Annotated in this window: 17 protein-coding genes; all 17 read left to right on the top strand. The window is 41.1% G+C overall.

Annotated elements, in window-relative coordinates:
• Window positions 1–14 precede the first annotated feature (14 nt).
• Window positions 15–464, top strand: a complete 450-nt coding sequence (locus I7804_RS14660) for a cell division protein FtsL (protein WP_248403995.1) — start codon at window positions 15–17, stop codon at window positions 462–464.
• A gap of 121 nt (window positions 465–585) precedes the next feature.
• Window positions 586–2922 carry a penicillin-binding transpeptidase domain-containing protein gene (locus tag I7804_RS14655; protein WP_248403994.1) on the top strand — a complete coding sequence of 779 codons (2337 nt, stop codon included), beginning with the start codon at window positions 586–588 and terminating at the stop codon, window positions 2920–2922.
• A 111-nt stretch (window positions 2923–3033) separates the two neighbouring features.
• Window positions 3034–4008, top strand: a complete 975-nt coding sequence (gene mraY, locus I7804_RS14650) for a phospho-N-acetylmuramoyl-pentapeptide-transferase (RefSeq protein WP_110073075.1) — start codon at window positions 3034–3036, stop codon at window positions 4006–4008.
• Window positions 4009–4098: 90 nt separating this feature from the next.
• Entirely contained in the window at window positions 4099–5457 is a 1359-nt protein-coding gene (murD, locus tag I7804_RS14645) for a UDP-N-acetylmuramoyl-L-alanine--D-glutamate ligase (protein ID WP_092041105.1), read from the top strand.
• A gap of 81 nt (window positions 5458–5538) precedes the next feature.
• On the top strand, window positions 5539–6711 hold the full coding sequence (locus I7804_RS14640) for an FtsW/RodA/SpoVE family cell cycle protein (RefSeq protein WP_022752664.1): 1173 nt from the start codon (window positions 5539–5541) through the stop codon (window positions 6709–6711).
• Window positions 6704–7948, top strand: coding sequence for a cell division protein FtsQ/DivIB (locus I7804_RS14635; RefSeq protein ID WP_248403993.1), 1245 nt, complete (start codon window positions 6704–6706; stop codon window positions 7946–7948). The genes I7804_RS14640 and I7804_RS14635 overlap by 8 nt, the downstream gene beginning before the upstream one ends.
• A gap of 131 nt (window positions 7949–8079) precedes the next feature.
• A complete protein-coding gene (ftsZ, locus tag I7804_RS14630) occupies window positions 8080–9381 on the top strand; it encodes a cell division protein FtsZ (RefSeq protein ID WP_248403992.1) in 1302 nt (433 codons plus the stop codon).
• A gap of 92 nt (window positions 9382–9473) precedes the next feature.
• Window positions 9474–9944 (top strand): transcriptional regulator NrdR, encoded by a 471-nt coding sequence (gene nrdR, locus I7804_RS14625; RefSeq protein WP_022752661.1) that lies wholly within the window; start codon window positions 9474–9476, stop codon window positions 9942–9944.
• A 130-nt stretch (window positions 9945–10074) separates the two neighbouring features.
• Window positions 10075–11661, top strand: coding sequence for an ABC transporter substrate-binding protein (locus I7804_RS14620; RefSeq protein ID WP_248403991.1), 1587 nt, complete (start codon window positions 10075–10077; stop codon window positions 11659–11661).
• Between the two features lie 71 nt (window positions 11662–11732).
• Window positions 11733–12677, top strand: coding sequence for an ABC transporter permease (locus I7804_RS14615; protein ID WP_022752658.1), 945 nt, complete (start codon window positions 11733–11735; stop codon window positions 12675–12677).
• Window positions 12670–13482 (top strand): ABC transporter permease, encoded by an 813-nt coding sequence (locus I7804_RS14610; RefSeq protein ID WP_022752657.1) that lies wholly within the window; start codon window positions 12670–12672, stop codon window positions 13480–13482. The genes I7804_RS14615 and I7804_RS14610 overlap by 8 nt, the downstream gene beginning before the upstream one ends.
• Before the next feature lie 152 nt (window positions 13483–13634).
• On the top strand, window positions 13635–14456 hold the full coding sequence (locus I7804_RS14605; RefSeq protein ID WP_051164123.1) for an ABC transporter ATP-binding protein: 822 nt from the start codon (window positions 13635–13637) through the stop codon (window positions 14454–14456).
• Between the two features lie 77 nt (window positions 14457–14533).
• The gene (locus I7804_RS14600; RefSeq protein ID WP_027203995.1) at window positions 14534–15292 is read left to right on the top strand and encodes an ABC transporter ATP-binding protein; all 759 of its coding nucleotides are present in this window, start codon (window positions 14534–14536) and stop codon (window positions 15290–15292) included.
• A 50-nt stretch (window positions 15293–15342) separates the two neighbouring features.
• A complete protein-coding gene (locus I7804_RS14595) occupies window positions 15343–15882 on the top strand; it encodes a YqeG family HAD IIIA-type phosphatase (RefSeq protein WP_051199402.1) in 540 nt (179 codons plus the stop codon).
• Window positions 15879–17270, top strand: a complete 1392-nt coding sequence (gene aroE, locus I7804_RS14590) for a shikimate dehydrogenase (RefSeq protein ID WP_248403990.1) — start codon at window positions 15879–15881, stop codon at window positions 17268–17270. The genes I7804_RS14595 and aroE overlap by 4 nt, the downstream gene beginning before the upstream one ends.
• A 93-nt stretch (window positions 17271–17363) precedes the next feature.
• On the top strand, window positions 17364–17801 hold the full coding sequence (locus I7804_RS14585) for a type II 3-dehydroquinate dehydratase (protein ID WP_022752654.1): 438 nt from the start codon (window positions 17364–17366) through the stop codon (window positions 17799–17801).
• Between the two features lie 377 nt (window positions 17802–18178).
• Window positions 18179–19645 carry a methyl-accepting chemotaxis protein gene (locus I7804_RS14580; RefSeq protein WP_248403989.1) on the top strand — a complete coding sequence of 489 codons (1467 nt, stop codon included), beginning with the start codon at window positions 18179–18181 and terminating at the stop codon, window positions 19643–19645.
• The last annotated feature ends 77 nt before the right edge of the window (window positions 19646–19722 follow it).

Below are 19722 nucleotides of genomic sequence, written 5' to 3'. Positions count from 1 at the left end.
AAGGAGGCACTATTATGAACGAGAGATACAGATATGAGTACAATGCAGAATATGCAGATGGCAATACTGTCCGCAGAAGACAGAAACAACAAGAGGAGAGATTTCGTGAAGTAAAGGGTGGTCAGAATAGACGCAGGAAGCACATGTCTTTTGGCTATATGGCCTTTTTGTGTTTGGCTATGGCTGCTGTAGCTGTCGTTGCTACATGTTATGTATCACTTAGGATGCAGATAACCAACAGCGCCAATACTATCTCTGCACTTGAAAGTCAGCTCAATGAGCTAAGACAGGAGAATGATGAGAAGTACAACAAAGCCAGCAGCAATGTTGACCTTGATGAAATCAAGCGTATAGCTATGGAAGAGTATGGCATGACATACGCTGATGAGAATCAGATTGTAACCTACTCTGATGAGGGTGGAGACGACTATGTAAGACAGAATGAAGCAATCCCTCAGAAATAAGATTTTATGATAAAATAGTTCTTTGGAACGCCGGGCAGATGAACAGTTTGGCCGGCGTTTTTCATAGGATTATTTGCTCGTGACATGAGGCTGAGTTTATAAAAAAGTATTTGGGGACAAAATGAAAGATAAGAAAGAACAGCGCTTTACCTGGCGCATGAAGAAAAAACTTAGGGTCATGTTTGTATGCATGATGCTGATATTCGCGATATTATCTGCTAGGCTTGTATCTATAACAAGAAATAACGGAGCTGATTATGAGAAACAAGTCCTGTCGCAGCAGGAATATGACTCTGTGACGCTTCCTTACAGAAGAGGCGAGATACTTGACAAGAATGGCACAGTTCTTGCCATGAGCCAGAAAGTCTATAATGTCATCTTAGATACAAGAGTATTATTAGAAAAAAAGGATGCGGTAGAACCAACGATCAAAGCCATAGTAGCTCAGTTTGGTGACTATATAGATGAATCGACACTTAGAACTTACATAAGCAATAACCCAAGTTCTGCATACTACATAATCGCTAAAGAACTTCAGTATGATCAGATAGCACCTTTTCAGGCTTATATGACTCCGGGAAGCGGAGATTACAATGCCAATATTCAGGGAGTATGGTTTGAGGATTCTTATATAAGATATTATCCCAATGGGTCACTTGCCTGTGACATAGTCGGTTTTACCACCAAAGACAATCAGGGACAATACGGCCTTGAAGAGTATTACAATGATGAACTCAACGGAACCTATGGCCGTGAGTACGGATATCTGGATGAAGAGAGTACCCTTGAGCGTACTACTATAGCTGCTGTAGATGGAAATAGTATAGTTACTACTATAGATGGTAATATCCAGAGTATAGTTGAGAAGTACCTTCAGGAGTTCAATGATACTTATAAAGATTCTTATCATGAAGGTAATGCTGCGGAGAATGTTGGCTGCATTGTTATGGATGTTAACTCGGGAGAGATTCTTGCTATGGCAAGCTATCCGAATTTTGACCTTAACAATACCAGAGATTCTTCCAAACTCCTTGGCATGAGAATGGTAGATGAACTTGGCAACAAAGTGGATCTTGAATCTGAGACAGGTGGTTATATCAATGAGACCAACCTTGCCAATATGTCAAGTGAACTTCTTCTTGCCAATTACAATGCGCTTTGGAGAAACTTCTGTATATCTAATACCTATGAGCCCGGATCTGTATTTAAACCGTTTACAGTTGCGGCTGCTCTGGACAATGGAAGCATAACAGGCAATGAAGTATATCAGTGCAACGGAAGCCTTGAGATAGGCGGCCATGATATCAGATGCCATAACAGATATGGTGACGGTCAGGTTTCTGTAGGAAGATCTATTGAGATCTCCTGTAACGTAGCGCTCATGCAGATAGGTCAGACTATGGGATCTGCAACTTTTGCAGGATATCAGCATACGTTTGGTTTTGGACTTAAGACCAATGTCGATCTTGCTGGTGAAGCCAGAACTGCAGGACTTGTATATACAGCAGATACCATGGGACCGACAGAACTTGCTACAGGTACATTCGGTCAGGGCTTTAACGTCACTATGATTGAGACTATAGCCGGATTTGCTTCTCTTATAAATGGCGGATATTATTATCAGCCTCACTTTGTAAGTAAGATTGTATCTCCCAGCGGAGCTACAGTTAAGACTATAGAACCCAGGATTATAAGACAGACGATTTCAGAGACAGTCTCTGACAAGATAGTCAGTTACTGTAATCTGGTTGTTGCGGGTGAGGAAGGTACAGGTAAGACTGCAAGACCGGCCGGATATATGATAGGCGGTAAGACAGGTACAGCCGAGACTATCCCGCGAGATAAGACCAACTATGTGGTATCTTTTATGGGATATGCTCCTGCAGATGACCCGGAGATAGCTATCTATGTAGTTGTAGACAGGCCTAATGCTCAGTTTCAGGCTGATGCTAAGTTTGCAACAAGAATTGTAAGGAAGGTCCTTACTGAGGTTCTTCCGTATCTTCACTATCCTATGACAGAACCTGTGACAGAAGAGGAGCAGGCCGAGCTTGATGCTCTTAATTTAAGCGGCTATTCAGTACAAAGTCAGGATGACACAGCTACGTATGACTCTATAGAAGATGGCAATGCATCAGGCCAGTCAGGCGATACCAATGTGGACGATCTTGATGAATCACAGATTGGCTCAGAGGGCGTACCTATGGATGATGGAACTGCGCAAGACGGTACTGATACACAAGAGGATGGCGAAGCAGGTGATGGCAGTAGCGATGCTTCTGAAGAAGGAAGCACCAGAATCTGGGAGACATTTGACGTTGACCCTGAGACGGGGTATTATATTGACCCGAATACAGGTGAACTTATCGATCCTGAAACAGGTGATGTTGTTGGAGGCGGAGAGTCATCTCTTCCTGATACAACAGCCAATACACCGGCAGAAGGCGACGGACCGTGATCATATAGTAAGATGTATGGCTTTAGAGAAGCTGCTTATGTGGGATGCATTTAGTGTATATGTGTTTGGGAATCTACACTGTATTTAATAGTAATGTATGGAGATGTTGTTATGTCTAATGAAGTATTGTTAAAGTATATCGCTGCGCCTATCATTATCGGGTGGATACTGGCTCTTATAGCCGGTAAGATCATCATCCCGATCCTTAAGAATCTTGGCATTAAGGATTCTGAGAGAGAAGAGGGTCTTGAATCTCATAAGAAAAAAGCAGGAACGCCTCTCATGGGAGGTATCATATTCCTTCTTCCGATGCTGATAGTTACTATTCCATATGCCGTTAAGACTCCTAAGCTATGGGCAGTTGTCATACTTACAATAGGTTTTTATATCGTAGGCTTTATCGACGATTATATCAAAGTTGTAATGCACAGGAATCTCGGTCTTCGCGTATGGCAGAAGCTCCTTTTGCAGTTCATCGTGATGGTAGTATTTGTTGTTTTTGTTAATACTGCATTTGATGATTTCTACAATATGTACATCCCTTTTTTGGGAAAAGAAATTAATCTATCATGGTTTAATATTCCGTTCCTTTTCCTTGTAGCACTTGCTACAACCAACGGAACCAACTTTACGGACGGAGTAGACGGTCTGTGCGGATCTGTTACAGCTGTTGTTGCGACATTCTTCGTGATAGTTGCAGCTATGTCTACTGTAGAGCTTGCTCCGGTAAGCGCAGCTCTTCTTGGAGGGCTTCTTGGATATCTTTATTACAATGTGTATCCGGGTAAAGTATATATGGGAGATGGCGGATCACTTGCGATCGGCGGATATGTAGTAGCAGTAAGTTATCTTACAGGTCTTACACTCTGGATCCCTATCGTAGGTATCATCTATGCTGTAGAAGTTATATCTGTTGTAATGCAGGTTGGATATTTTAAGCTCACTCATGGTAAGAGAATATTCAGAATGGCACCTATTCATCATCACTTCGAAAAGGGCGGCTGGTCTGAGACAAGAGTTGTTAATGCGTTTACTACAGTTACTATCATCGCAGGTATTATAGGACTTCTTGCAATAAGCAGATAATCTGAGATCATGTATCTGTAGTGAGCTATATAGCCATTATAGAATAATGTTTTTATAAGTATATTTTGTCTTTGGATGGAGGATTTACAAATGGATTTAAAGGATAAGAAGGTCCTGGTCATAGGAACGGGACTGTCCGGAATAGGTTCTGCGCACCTTCTGTGCGGAGCAGGAGCATGGCCTGTTCTACTTGATGAGAATGAGAAAGTTAATGAAGCAGATGTAAGAGCCAAGCTCGAGCAGGATGCTGATAATGTTAAGATCGTTATAGGAAGGCTTCCACAGGAACTTGCAGATGAGATCGCGCTTGTGGTACCAAGTCCTGCTGTACCGCTTGATACAGATACCATCATGTATTTTAAGAACAAAAATATCCCTGTATGGAGCGAGATAGAGCTTGCATATAACTTTGCTAAAGGAAAACTTATAGCTATAACAGGAACCAATGGTAAGACAACTACTACAACTCTTGTGGGTGAGATTATGAAGGCTCACTTTAATGATGTATATGTAGTAGGTAATATAGGTCATTCATATGCACTTGAAGCACAGAAGATGACTGATGAGAGTGTAACTGTTGCTGAGATCAGCTCTTTCCAGCTTGAAGCTGTTGAGAATTTCCATGCAGATGTATCAGCAATCCTTAATATCACTCCTGATCATCTTAACAGGCATCATACTATGGACAACTATGCAAAGTGCAAGGAGAATGTCACCTACAATGCTACTAAAGCAGATACCTGTGTGCTTAACTATGACAATGAGTATACAAGGGAATTTGCTGATAGGTGCCCTGCCAAGGTGGTCTTTTTCTCATCACATGAAAAGCTTGAAAAGGGCTTCTATCTTGACGGTGAAGAGATATATCTTGCCGGTGAAGGTGACAATGTCCGTATCATGAATATCCATGATATGAATCTTGTGGGTCTTTGCAATGTTGAGAATGTTATGGCAGCTATCGCTATAGCTATGGCAATGGATGTTCCTATGGCTACTATTCTTAGGGTAATCCATGATTTCAAGGCTGTAGAGCACAGAATAGAGTTCTCAGGTACGAAGAGAGGCGTTGACTATTACAACGATTCCAAGGGTACTAATCCGGATGCTGCTATCCAGGGTATCAAGGCTATGTCCAAGCCTACATTCCTAATAGGAGGCGGATATGACAAGGGCAGTGAATTTGATGAGTGGATAGAAGCTTTTGATGGCAAAGTCAAAGAACTTGTGCTTATCGGAGCTACAGCTGACAAGATCGATGCATGTGCCAGAAAACATGGATTTACTGCTATCCATCACGAGGATAGCTTTGATGGCGCTTTAAAATACTGTACAGAACATGCGGTACCTGGCGATGCAGTTCTTCTGTCTCCTGCCTGTGCCAGCTGGGATATGTTCCCTAGCTATGAAGTTAGGGGCAAGATGTTCAAGAGCTATGTTAATTCTCTTTGAATACGGTAAGACGATGTAAGGATCAAAAGAAACTTTTGACACCTGCTTCAATAAAGAAAAAACCTAAGGAGGGGGATACTTATGATGGATGCGCAGGAAAGGGTAAGGGCAAGATTTAAAAAGACCTATTATGTCAACTACGGTCTCATTTTTATAGTGTTATTCCTCCTTGTATTCGGGCTTATCATGCTTCTGTCGACGAGCTCATATGAAGCTAATCTTAAGTTTGGTAATGCCTGGTACTATTTTAAAAGGCAGATGATTTCTACTGCGGCAGGACTTTTGGTCATGCTTGTTGTATCTTTCTGGCCCAATTATAAGATCTACAAAAAGGTGACGATACTGGCATATGGAGGCGCCTGTGCTGCACCTTTTCTTGTAAAGACGCCGCTTGCCTATTCTGCTAACGGTGCTACCAGATGGATCAAGCTCTTTGGGATATCTATCCAGCCTGCAGAGATAAGTAAGATGCTTATGATAATATTCCTTGCGGGATTTGTATCACAGCTTGGTAAGCAGGTATCAACCAGGAGAGGTTTTAGCATAACACTTATTATGTCGCTTGTTCCTGCTTTTTTGATCTATTCGCTCACAAGAAACCTTAGTTCGGCACTTATTGTTATATGTATAGCGATCGCGATGCTCTTTGTATCCTGTCCTGACTATAAAAGATTTATACTGCTTGGCGGAGGCGCTGCCTGCGTGGCGGCACTTGCCATATATTATGCGGTATCGTCTTCTGCATCATCTGCAGATGGTCTTAACTTTAGATTTAGGCGTATTCTGGCATGGATTCATCCTGAGCAGTTCGCAAGCAGCACGAGCCATCAGACCATACAGGCTCTCTATGCAATAGGTTCCGGAGGTCTTTTTGGTAAAGGACTTGGCGAGAGCATGCAAAAACTTGGCTTTCTGCCGGAAGCTCAGAACGATATGATCTTTTCAATAATATGTGAAGAACTGGGCCTTTTTGGAGCTATAGCTATCATGATAATGTTCATGCTCCTTGTATGGAGACTTAAGCTGGTAGCAGACTCGGCTACGGATATGTTCGGAGCGCTTCTTGTTATCGGAGTACTGGCGCATGTTTCTATACAGGTGATCCTTAATATAGCAGTTGTAACTAACAGTATCCCTAATACCGGTATCACACTGCCATTTATAAGTTATGGCGGCTCCGCAGTCGTGATGCAGCTTGTGGAGATAGGGATAGCACTGAACGTATCAAGGATATCTTCTGCTGAGTATGCATAAGAAAAAGAGTGCAGGTTCCGCCGGTGTAAGGACTGTCAACAGGAGCCAGACAGCCAGAGCAAGGAAGGCGGCAGGTAATAGTCAGACAGGAAGGACATCCAAAATTGCAAGTGGAGGTCAGTTGGCAAGAACCTCCAAGATGGCAAGTGGAGGTCAGGTAGCAAGAAACGGGAAGATATCAGGAGCCGTCCGTAGTTCAAGGATGGCAAATGATAGTTCATATCAGGTAAGCAGAAGAACGGGTGCTCCGCCAGGATATAAGAAAGCCGGAGCTTCCTATGGCTATAAGAAGAAAACTTACAAAGGAAGCGGAGCAGGCAGACAGGGCAACCATAACAGAACAGGCAATTCTCTAAAATTATTGGACAATGCTCCAAGAAGATCTTATCAGGAGAAAACATATCTTGAGAGAAAGTTCGGAGACAGGCCTACTCCGGGATATGTTGATGCCGAAAGAACCAAAAAGCCGAAAAAACCAAAGAAACCCAAGATATCACTATATGATATGTTGAGGCTTCACAAAAGTATCCTGATACTGGTGATGACAATTGCAGTCATAGCCCTCTTAGGAGTAGGTGTTATAGAGTATATAAGGTCTCACTACAGGGTACAGACAGTCAATGTATCCGGTAATACTTATTATAGCGATGAACAGATTCAGGATATGGTGATGAACGGTATGTTCTCTCATAACTCATTGTTTCTGGGATTCAAGTATCATGATAAGTCTATTACTGATATACCTTTTATAGAAAAGATAACAATAGATATAAAGTCTGCTGACACCATCGATATACATGTGTACGAAAAAGCGTTGGCAGGATGTATCAGTTATCTTGAAAGTTATATGTATTTTGACAGAGAAGGAATCATAGTTGAAAGCTCGTCTCAGCTTCTTGAAGGGGTTCCTGTTGTAAGAGGACTAAAATATGACAGCGTAGTTATCTTAAAACCTCTTCCTGTGGAAGATAATGAAGTTTTTGCAGAGATCCTTGATCTGACACAGTTACTGTCCAAATACAATCTACAGGCAGATCAGATGTATTTTGATTCTGTATATAATGTGTATCTTTATTTTGACAATATTGAAGTTGCTATGGGATCAAAGAAAAATATTGACGAAAAAGTGATACAATTACCTTATATCCTTCCTTCTTTGGAAGGGAAAAAGGGAACGCTTCATCTTGAAGACTATGATGAGAATACTGATTCAGTCAGATTTGAGGAAGCGACGTAGGTTGGAAAATGAAGTATTTTCTAGCTGTTAAATTACTGATAATATTAAAAAGATAGTTGCGAAATCCCCTAAAAAATCGTATGATATATAAATGGTAGGGTTTTAAAACTGGACGTGAAGGAGGAGTTGTTTTGCTGGAAATCAAGTCGAATGAGGCTGAAGCTGCGTGCAAAATCATCGTAGTCGGAGTTGGTGGTGCAGGCAACAATGCTGTTAATAGAATGGTTGACGAGAACGTTACCGGTGTCGAGTTTATCGGCATGAATACAGATAAGCAGGCTCTTCAATTATGTAAGGCACCAAAACTTCTGCAGATCGGAGAGAAGCTCACTAAAGGATTGGGAGCTGGTGCTAAACCTGAAGTTGGAGAGAAAGCTGCAGAAGAGAGCGTAGAGGATATCAACAGTGCTATTAAGGGCGCTGATATGGTATTCGTTACATGCGGAATGGGAGGCGGAACCGGAACAGGTGCTGCTCCTATAGTTGCTAAGGCAGCTAAAGATATGGGAATTCTTACGGTTGGTATTGTTACAAAGCCTTTCAGCTTTGAAGCACGTACCAGAATGCAGAATGCCCTTATGGGAATTGAAAATCTTAAGAATAACGTAGATACTCTTATTGTTATCCCGAATGATAAATTATTACAGATAGTAGACCGTCGTACATCTATGCCCGATGCTCTTAAGAAGGCTGACGAAGTCCTTCAGCAGGCTGTTCAGGGTATTACCGATCTTATCAATGTACCTGGTCTTATCAACCTTGACTTTGCTGACGTACAGACAGCTATGAAGGGCAAGGGTATCGCACATATCGGTATTGGTACAGGAACAGGCGATCACAAGGCTGCAGATGCTGTTAAGCTTGCTGTTGAAAGTCCTCTTCTTGATACTACTATTTCCGGTGCATCTGATGTTATCATCAATGTATCCGGTGATATCGGCCTTGCTGATGCATCTGATGCTGCAAGTTATGTTCAGGAACTTGCCGGTGAGAGAGCCAATATCATCTTTGGTGCTGTATATGATCAGTCTCAGTCTGATACATGCAACATCACAGTTATTGCTACAGGAATTGAAGATCGTGCTCAGGCTATGAATATATCCAAAGCCGCTCCTGCAGAGAATAGACAGGCTGCTAATCAGACACCTGTTCAGATGCAGGGTGCTGCGAATGTGACTCCCAGACCACAGGTTTCACAGCCATTTGTAAGACCAATGCAGCCTGCATCTATACCTCAGCCAAGGCCTTTTGTTAATCCTCAGGCTATGGCACCTCAGGTACAGCCTGCTGTACAGCAGCCTACACCTGTTGAGCCTTCGGTTGAAGCAGAGGCACCTACAACATCAAGAACTTTTTTCCGCAGTGATAGCAGTGTAAGGTCTACTGTAGAACCTAAGTCGCTTAAAATTCCTGAGTTTTTACAGAAGAAATAAATATCAGCGAATCAGTTAACAATTTAAACGCTTCAGGTGCCTGCATCTGAAGCGTTTTTCGGAATTAATATCATCAAAGGGAGGACACTGTTATGAAATGCCCGTTTTGCGGTAAAGACGAAACCAGAGTAATCGATTCCCGTCCGGCTGACGACAACACATCTATAAGACGTAGACGTATTTGTGACTCCTGTGGCAAGCGTTTTACAACTTATGAAAAGGTTGAAACGATTCCAATTATCATTATTAAAAAAGACAATAACAGAGAACCATATGACAGATCTAAGATAGAAGCAGGTATTCTGAGGGCTTGTCATAAAAGACCTGTCAGTGCGGAGCAGATCACAAAGCTTGTGGACAGCGTAGAAGCAGAGATCTTCAATATGGAGAAGCGTGAGATCAAAAGCCGTGAGATTGGTGAACTTGTTATGAACAAGATGAAAGATCTTGAGCCTGTAGCTTATGTCAGATTTGCATCTGTATATCGTGAGTTCAAGGATATCAACACATTCATGGATGAGCTTAAGGATGTAATGAACAAAGAGGCCCCCGGTAAGGCCTGATAAACCTTGAATACATCTGTATAGATAAGCTTTATTGGTATTACAATGGCAACAAGATTGAGTTTAGGATTAGCACTAATACTGTGATCAAAAGTATTAGTGAAGATATATGATTAAAAGGAGTGATATTATGAAAAAGAAAGTTTGGTCAGGTAACATGCTGCGAAGGGGAGTTGCAGCTGTTTGCACACTGACAATGGCAGCTGCTATGCTTGCAGGTTGCGCCAAGAAGGATGATGAGACAGGATCACAGAATGCTCAGGAATCACAGAATGCTCAGGAGGGCACGCAGGAGACCAGCAGCGTTGATTCTGATGAAGTGTTCACTGTAGGTATTCCTCAGGATCTTGACAGCCTTGATCCCCACATAGCACAGTCAGCAGGAACCAGAGAAGTACTGTTCAATATCTTTGAAGGCCTTGTTAAGCCTGATGAGAATGGTAATCTTAATCCTGCGATCGCATCAGGATATGATGTATCAGATGATGCAACAGAATATACATTTACAATCAGAGACAATGTCCTGTTTCATAATGGACAGACTCTTACTGCAGATGATGTAGTAGCATCACTACAGCGTTACAAGGATACAGGCGCTTCTGTATTCGAAATAGTTGATTCTATCGAGAAGGTTGATGATACACATGTTAAGGTTACACTTACTAAGGCTAATTCTGAGTTCATCAGTTATTGTACAGTTGCTATCATGCCTGCAGACTGTGAAGATGTTGAGAACAATCCTATCGGAACAGGCCCTTACAAGTTCGTATCCCGTACAGCTCTCGAGAATCTTGTAGTTGAGAAGTTCGATGATTACTGGGATACTGACAATGCTGCGCATATCAAAAACGTAGAATTCAAGGTAGAAGCTAACCCTGACAATATTGTTACTGATCTTGAAGGCGGATCTATTGATATGTACGCTCGTATCACAAGTGATCAGGCAGATCAGCTTTCAGATGCATTCGATATCTATGAAGGTGAGATGAACCTGATACAGGCACTCTATGTCAACAATGCTGTAGCACCTTTTGATAATGAGCTTGTACGTCAGGCTCTGTGCTATGCTATAGATCCTCAGGAGATCATGGACTTTGTATCAGGCGGTGCCGGTGTTGAGATAGGCTCTGCTATGTTCCCTTCCTTTGGAAAATATTTTGACGAGTCATTAAATGATACTTATAATCAGGATATAGACAAGGCCAAAGAGCTCCTTGTACAGGCAGGCTATCCTGATGGATTCACATTCACTATCAAGGTTCCTTCTAATTACACACCTCACATTGATACTGCAGAGGTAGTAGTAGAACAGCTCGAAGCTATAGGCGTAACAGCCAATATCAAGAAGGTAGAGTGGAATACTTGGCTTGAAGAGGTATATAATAACAAAGATTATGAAGCTACAATAGTTGGCTTTGATGCTTCTACTTTGAATGCTTCTGCACTTTTATACCGTTATACTTCAGATGCACACAACAATATGTTCAATTATGCCAATGCTGATTACGACAAGGCTTTTGCTGCAGCACAGGCAACAGTTGATGATGATGAGCAGGTCAAGTATTATAAAGAGTGTGAAAAGATTCTTTCCGAGACAGCGGCTGCTATTTACATTCAGGATCTTCCTGAGTTTGTAGCTCTTAGCAGTAAGTATACAGGTTATACTTTCTATCCGCTTTATGTACAGGATATAGCCAAGATAAAGCTTGCGGAATAATCTGAAAAATCCGACATGTAAAAGGGTCTGACTTTTTGGAAGTCGGGCCCTTTTTTAAGGAGAATCAACAAGTGAAATACATATTAAAGAAGGCCGGGATGATGATCCTTACTCTTTTTGTAGTATCCATCCTGGTGTTCCTTGCTTTTAACTTAATACCCGGAGATCCTGCAACGAGGATTTTGGGAACGGAGGCTACGCAGAATCAGCTTGCAATGTTAAGACAGGAGATGGGACTTAATGATCCTATATACGTAAGATATTTTAGGTGGGTCACTGGTTTCATTCAGGGAGATCTTGGTACCTCCTATTCATATGGATCAGTATCTGCACTTATCATGGATAAGATACCGATTACAATATGGCTTGCTGTTATGGCATTTTTGCTCATGTTCTTTATATCAATTCCTCTGGGGATATTTACTGCAAGGCATGAGGGTAGTGTTATAGACAAGTTTGTGGTGGTGATGGATCAGATCATTATGGCTATACCGCCTTTTTTCTCAGGTATAATACTTACTCTTATATTCGGACTGTCATTAAAGCTCTTCGTACCGGGCGGCTTTATATCCTACAAGAAAGATTTCTGGGGGTTCATTGGATATCTGGTATTCCCTGCTATTGCAATAGCTCTCCCAAAGATCACTATGTGTGTCAAGCTCTTAAGAGGAAGCGTGATAGAAGAGATCTCCAAAGACTATACAAGGACAGCTTATAGCAGGGGCAATACTACAAGGGGGGTTCTGTACAGACATGTTCTTAAGAATGCCATGATCCCTGTTATAACATTCATGGGAATGGCGCTTGCAGATATGGTGAGTGGCTCTATAGTGATAGAACAGGTGTTTAATATTCCCGGGATAGGGCGTATGCTCCTAAGCTCTATCAACAACCGTGATTATCCGGTGGTTGAGGCTATCATCATGGGCATAGCTATTTTGGTAATGGTTGTGAATCTTATCGTAGATATTATTTACAGACTGGTGGATCCTAGAATTGAAACTATCAATGATTAAATATTTTAAAGATAAAAAAATAAATTCTTTTCTCTTATGGGGGATAATCCTTACAGGGATCATGCTGCTTGTGGTTGTGATCGGTATGTTTTGGACGCCTTACGATCCTACTAAGATGAATGCATCCCAGAAGCTTCAGGGGATGTCACTTAGTCACATACTGGGTACAGATAATAAGGGAAGAGATATATTCAGCCGTGTGATGTACGGAAGCAGGATAACTCTTGCTATCGCCTGTGGGACTATGATAATAGGTGCGGGACTTGGAACTTTACTGGGTGCTATCACCGGATACTTCGGGGGATTTCTTGATGAAGTATTCATGCGTATCGTTGATGCGATGTTGGCATTTCCATCTATTCTTCTTGCTCTTGTGATAGTCAGTCTGTTTGATTCGGGCAATATCGTGGTTATGGCTGCTCTTGGAATAGCTTTTATACCTAGTTTTGCAAGGATTGTAAGATCTGAGGTTCTAAGATGCAGGAATATGGACTATGTTGAAAATGCCAGGATACAGGGAGCATCGGATTTTAGGATCATCTTCCTTCATATCATGCCCAATATAAGCGGTGTATTATGGTCATCGGTTCTTATAGGTTTTAACAATGCGGTTCTGGCAGAGGCAGGCCTGTCATATCTGGGAATAGGTTCGCAGCCTCCGTATGATAGTCTTGGCAATATGCTCTCAAGTGCACAGCAGTTCATGCTCAAAAACCCTATATGTGTTCTTGGACCCGGTTTTGCGATCGTATGGATGGTGCTGGGATTTTCTTTCCTTGGAGAAGGACTTAGAAAAAAGGCTTAAATGCTGCCTTTCACAGATAACAGAATGAATCTGAAAGGCTATGTATCTTTTGTAGAGTATAGAATGAATATATGAAAGGTATAAACAGTGCCTTTCATAAATCAAAGAATGAACTGGAAAAAAGGGCTTTTCGTATAAGCCCGGAGATTATTATGAGTAGTGGTGATAAATTTGAAGTCATTTTATCAGTAAATGATCTTCATATAGAATTTCATGATCATAAGCTTCCTCAGACTGCGGTGGAGGATTTCGATCTGGAGCTGTCCAGAGGTGAGATCGTCGGTATAGTAGGAGAGTCAGGTTCAGGTAAGAGCCTTAGTGCACTGGCTATAGCAGGACTTCTGAGCAGGCATGATATGTACAAAAGCGGACGCATTATGTTTGAAGGAGAGGATCTTCTGACTTGTAATCGTCGAAAGCTAAGGACCTTTCAGGGAGATGAGATCTCTATGATATTCCAGGAGCCTATGACATCTCTTAATCCTGTTAAGAAGATAGGCTGGCAGACTGAAGAGAGCCTTAGGATCCATCATCCTGAAATTGACAAAAAAGAAAGAAGACTCCGTGCCATAAGTATGCTGGCCAAAGTAGGCTTGCACGAGCCTGAGAAAGTATATGATATGTATCCTCATGAGCTTTCCGGAGGAATGAGGCAGCGTGTCATGATCGCTGCTGCTATGATAGGTCATCCTAAGATACTGATAGCAGATGAACCTACAACAGCTCTTGATGTAACAGTTCAGGCTCAGATAGTCGAGCTGTTAAAGAGCATAAACAAGGAAGAGGGGACTTCTATTATCTTCATCTCACATGACCTGAGCCTTGTAAGGCAGATATGTTCAAGAGTCCTTGTAATGCAAAAGGGTGTAGTAGTAGAGAGCGGAAGCGTTAATGATATCTTCCTAAGACCTAAGAATATATATACAAGGAAGCTTATAGCATCAATTCCTAAGGTTGATATACATGCATCATAAATGTATACATTTTTGAATCAAAGATTCAAAAATGCAGCAATAGAGCAGGTTGAGTTCACTTACAAAGAGCGGTTTATATGAAAGAGTGGAATGAAAAGGCGATAGAGATCAAGGATCTAAACGTCTATTATAATAAACGAAGAAAAAGCATATTTGAGAAAAAAGGAAAGACCAGAGCTTTGAATAATGTGTCCCTTGATGTCTACAAGGGAGAAGTTCTGGGACTTGTAGGCGAGAGCGGAAGCGGTAAATCTACTCTTGCAAGAGCCATTATGGGCATTAATAAGGATTACACAGGATCTATTGTCAAAACAGACGAATATCCCCAGATGATATTCCAGGATCCATATGGAAGCCTTAATCCTGCAAGAACAGTTCACTGGATACTCAAAGAGTCTTTAAAAGTTGACAGGAAGCGTAAGTGGACTGATGAAGAGATGGAAGATAGGATCAGAACAGTATGCGAGCAGGTAGAGCTTCCGGAAGATTATGTTAACAGATACCCGTCTCAGCTATCCGGTGGTCAGAGGCAGAGAGTAAGTATCGCACTTAGCCTTATGCAAAGTCCCAAGATCCTTATAGCAGATGAACCTGTATCTGCTCTTGATGTTACTATTCAAGCACAGATTCTGGAGCTTCTGGATCATCTTCATAAAAAGCTGGACTTGTCTATTCTGTTCATATCTCATGATCTTAGGGTTGTATACAATCTCTGCGATCATGTTGCTATCATGAAAGATGGACAGATAGTAGAATACGGCGTCACTGATCAGATATACAAAAGTCCGACTGCGGATTATACCAAGACACTTCTTAAATCTGCAGGGATTGTGTGAATTTGATCAAATATTTATTGAGCTAATAATTATTATTGTGGGGAGAACCTGTGAGACACTATTTCTATCCGGATGCTACTGCAAAGTCATCCTATGACATACCATATGAACAATTATATAAGCTTGGATATCGCGGCGTAGTATATGATATCGATAATACTTTAGTACCTCATGGTGCTCCTGCTGATGAAAGGGCTATAGCTCTTTTTAACAGGCTTAAGAACATAGGCTTTGAGACTGTTCTTATATCTAATAACAAAGAACCCAGAGTCAGAACCTTCGCAGAAGCTGTGGGAGCAAGGTATGTATACAGAGCCAATAAGCCTTCAAAGCGAGGCTATCTTAAAGCGATGGAGCTTATGAATACAGATAATACCAATACATTTTTTGTTGGCGATCAGCTTTTTACAGATGTATGGGGAGCCAAACGCGTAGGGATAAAATCTTATCTTGTAGGTCAGATAGACAAGAAGGAAGAGATACAGATCGTTATCAAGAGACGCTTTGAATGGATTGTATTATTTTTTTACAAAAGATATATTAAGAAAAATGGCAGTAACTGGCCTGATATTGGGAGGATTGAAGCTTGAACGAAACTGACGGTAAGACTCTTACGTGCGGACTTTTGGCACATCCTGCAGGACATACGCTTTCACCACTTATACATAACAGCCTTGCCGAGATGACCGGCAAGAACCTGGTATATGTCCCTTTTGATGTAGAGCCTGAGAATATAGGAAACGCGGTTAACGGCGCTCTGGCGCTTAATATTCTGGGTATGAATGCAACAGTTCCGCATAAAGAAGCAGTTATTCCATATCTAAAAGAGATAGATCCTCTTGCTAAGAAGATAGGTGCTGTTAATACTCTTGTAAGAACTGGTGACGGGACAGGCTTTAAGGGATATAACACGGATATGACGGGACTTAAGAGGTCTCTTGAATGTCAGGATATTACTATTAAAGGGCAGAAAGTCATAATACTTGGCGCAGGTGGAGTAGCAAGAGCTGTAGCCTTTTTGATGGCATCAGAAGGTGCAGATATCATCTATATCCTAAATAGGACTGTTGAGAGGGCCAGAGAGGTTGCAGGTGAAGTGGCAGCAAAAGTTCCCGGCAGTAGATTCGAAGTTCTGGCTCTTGATAAGTATCATGAGATCCCAAGGGATAGATATCTCTGTATTCAGGCTACGTCAATAGGCATGCATCCTGACAATGACAGGGCTATTATAGAAGATCCTAAGTTTTATGAATTGGTTCATACCGGATTCGATATAGTATATCGTCCCATGAATACCAAATTCATGCAGTTGGCTAAAGGAGCAGGAGCTAAGGTTTGTAATGGCCTTGAGATGCTATTGTATCAGGGCGTGGATGCCTATGAGTTATGGACGGGGTGCAGCATTTCGGATGATCAGAGCAGGACTATATATAAAGCTATGTGCGAAAGGCTTGAAAATGAGAAGAATATAGTTCTCGTGGGATATATGGGAAGCGGTAAGTCAACTGTTTCCAAAATACTGTCGGATAGGCTTTCTTATGAAAGACTTGATACAGACAGTCTCATAGAAGATACTTACGAAACTTCAATAACAGATATATTCGCTTCTAAAGGCGAAGGAGCTTTCAGAGATATGGAAACAAAGCTTTTGAAAGCTCTTGGCAATGAGCAACATGACGGACTTGTCCTTGCAACCGGAGGTGGGCTTCCTCTTCGTGAGATCAATAGAAGACTTCTTTCAAAGCTTGGAAGAGTGGTATATCTGCGTACATCGCCCCAGGCTGTATATGATCGTATAAAGCATGATACTACAAGGCCGCTATTACAAGTAGAAGATCCAAAGTCTAGGATAAAAGAGATGCTGGATGAAAGAGCCGGTTTCTATGAGATGGCTGCGGATGTTATTGTCGATACAGATGGCAAGAGCAAAATAGTCATAGCAGATGAGATAATAAAGGCGCTTGGACTTGATAATTGAAGATGTTAGATTAAACTCATAAAGATTTTTGACTTTAGTCTTGAGAATACACTTGGATAGACAGAGGATAGATACTTAGAGGAGAGGTTGAACGTGAAAATATTAGTTGTAAACGGGCCTAATTTGAACTTCCTTGGAATCAGGGAGAAAGCAATATATGGCGATCAGAACTATGATTATCTTGTAAAGACTATTAAGGATAAAGCTTTAGAAGTGGGAGCAGAAGTAGAATGTTATCAGTCCAATCACGAAGGCGCTATTATTGACAAGCTTCAGGAAGCATATTTTAATGGTACAGATGCGATTATAATCAATCCCGGAGCATATACTCATTATAGTTATGCGATTCATGACGCGCTTAAGAGTCTTGAAAAGATATATAAGATCGAGATTCATATTTCTGATATAAATTCCAGAGAATCATTCAGATCCAATTCTGTGACAGCTCCCGCCTGCGACGAACAGATAGTAGGCCACGGACTTGCAGGATATCTGGAAGCTATCGACCATGCTATTTTGAACAGATCATAATGAGACTTTATAAATTATCTGCTGCAGTATAGCTGCGAGGAGGTGTTTTTGAAGTCGTAAAATTTTAATATATAGATTGTGCAGCCGCAGCTTTGATGAGTATCAGAGCTGCGATTTTTGTTCCTCTAAAACTAATGAGACAAAAGCAGCATATTAGTCGGAGATTATTTAAGCTGCGATCTTAGATTCCTTTAAAAACCATCCAGATATAGTAATGTATAAAAAATTTTTAATTAATAGCTTTGGAAATCTTACATATAAAAAAATAATAACCGATATAATAGATGGTTCATTTTGTATTTTAGTAATGAACGAGGTAGCGTTTTTAAATGTTTTATAACAAGGACATGTAGGGTCTATGCTAAGGAGAGTACTATATGAATGCTGAACAGTATAAGAGAGCCAATAATAACAGTTTTTATGTGTGTGCAGTAATAATAGCAGCAGGTCTTCTGATGACAATTAATGATATTTATATGAAAGGTATGACGATTGGTAATATCGCTATCATTGGAAACGCATTGCTTGGAGGAGCCATGATATCTCTTGGCAAATTCAAGTTTAATACAGTCAAAATGGGTTCTATTCTTATAATGGGTGGTTCAACTATTTTCTATTTTGTGCTTCTCATTGCTGAGGACAATATAGTTTACTTTGCCTTTGGACTTCCAATTCTGATCTGTTCCATTATCTATCTGAATGTAAGATTATGTAAAATGGGAATGACTGCTATCACTATTTCATTTACTTTAACTTGTATCAAGGCTTATTTTGCCGATGGTACCTTGGATATGGTACATGTTCCTGCTTTCATAACTCTTGCTCTTGCTTTTGTTTCATGCCTGTGTACAGTTACTCTTCTTACAAAATTCAATGAAGAAAACAATGCTGTGATCACAGAAAATGCAGAGAAATCTCTTGAAACAGGAAAGGCTATGGCTGATATAGCAAATACGATCACTGATCTGTTTAATGAATCGCAAAACGATATGTCATCTCTTCAGGAGATAATGGATGATCAGCAGTCCGGAATGAGAGATATTGCAAGCAGTATGGAGAGCACTGCTCATGCTATTACCAATCAGGCAGAGAGAGTTCAGCATATTCAGGATGAAACACAGGCAACAGAACAGCATAGACAGGAGATGACCAAGGCTTCGGAGAATGCGCAGAAAACGGTACAAGAAGGTGTACAGGTAATAGGTGAACTCAAAGAAAAGTCTCAGGAAGTTGCCAGAACAAGCCAGGTTACAGTTGAGACTACTCAGGCAGTTATTAATAAAGTTGAAGAAGTGCAGCAGATAGTCGGATCTATTATGTCTATATCCAAACAGACCAATCTTCTTGCTCTTAATGCAAGCATAGAAGCCGCAAGGGCCGGTGATGCAGGTAAGGGATTTGCTGTCGTTGCTAATGATGTCAGAGAACTTGCAGCCCAGACCAATACAGCATCTACTCAGATCACAAATATTATCAATGAACTCACAGAAGATGTACAGAAAGCTATGGCCAGCATAGATGATACCGTAACATCTGTATCTGAGCAGAATGATATGATAGAAACAGTTGGTGAGAACTTCGATAGTATCAATGACAATGTAACTGAGATGCTTGACAGATTCCAGGAGATAGGAGAAGGTATGAAGTCTATAGCATCCTCGACTACTGAGATCAATGACAGTATATCCAACCTTTCTGCTACCAGCCAGGAAGTTGCATCACTGTCCAATCAAGGCGCAGAATCCTCCGACCGCGCTGTCGAGAAATTTGATGCTTTTAAGAATACACTTGGACAGATATTCCAGCAAGCCAACAAGCTCAAAGACATGCAGACAAATGGATGATAAGTTGTTGACAAAAGTGTATTCTATAGTTTAAACTATGATATGTTGTTTAAGAAAAGAATTGTTAAATTGGATGA

Source organism: Butyrivibrio fibrisolvens (assembly GCF_023206215.1).
Classification (GTDB): Bacteria; Bacillota; Clostridia; order Lachnospirales; family Lachnospiraceae; genus Butyrivibrio; species Butyrivibrio fibrisolvens_C.
The sequence above is the reverse complement of the archived record's forward strand: the minus strand, read 5'-3'. Positions and strand labels throughout refer to the sequence as shown.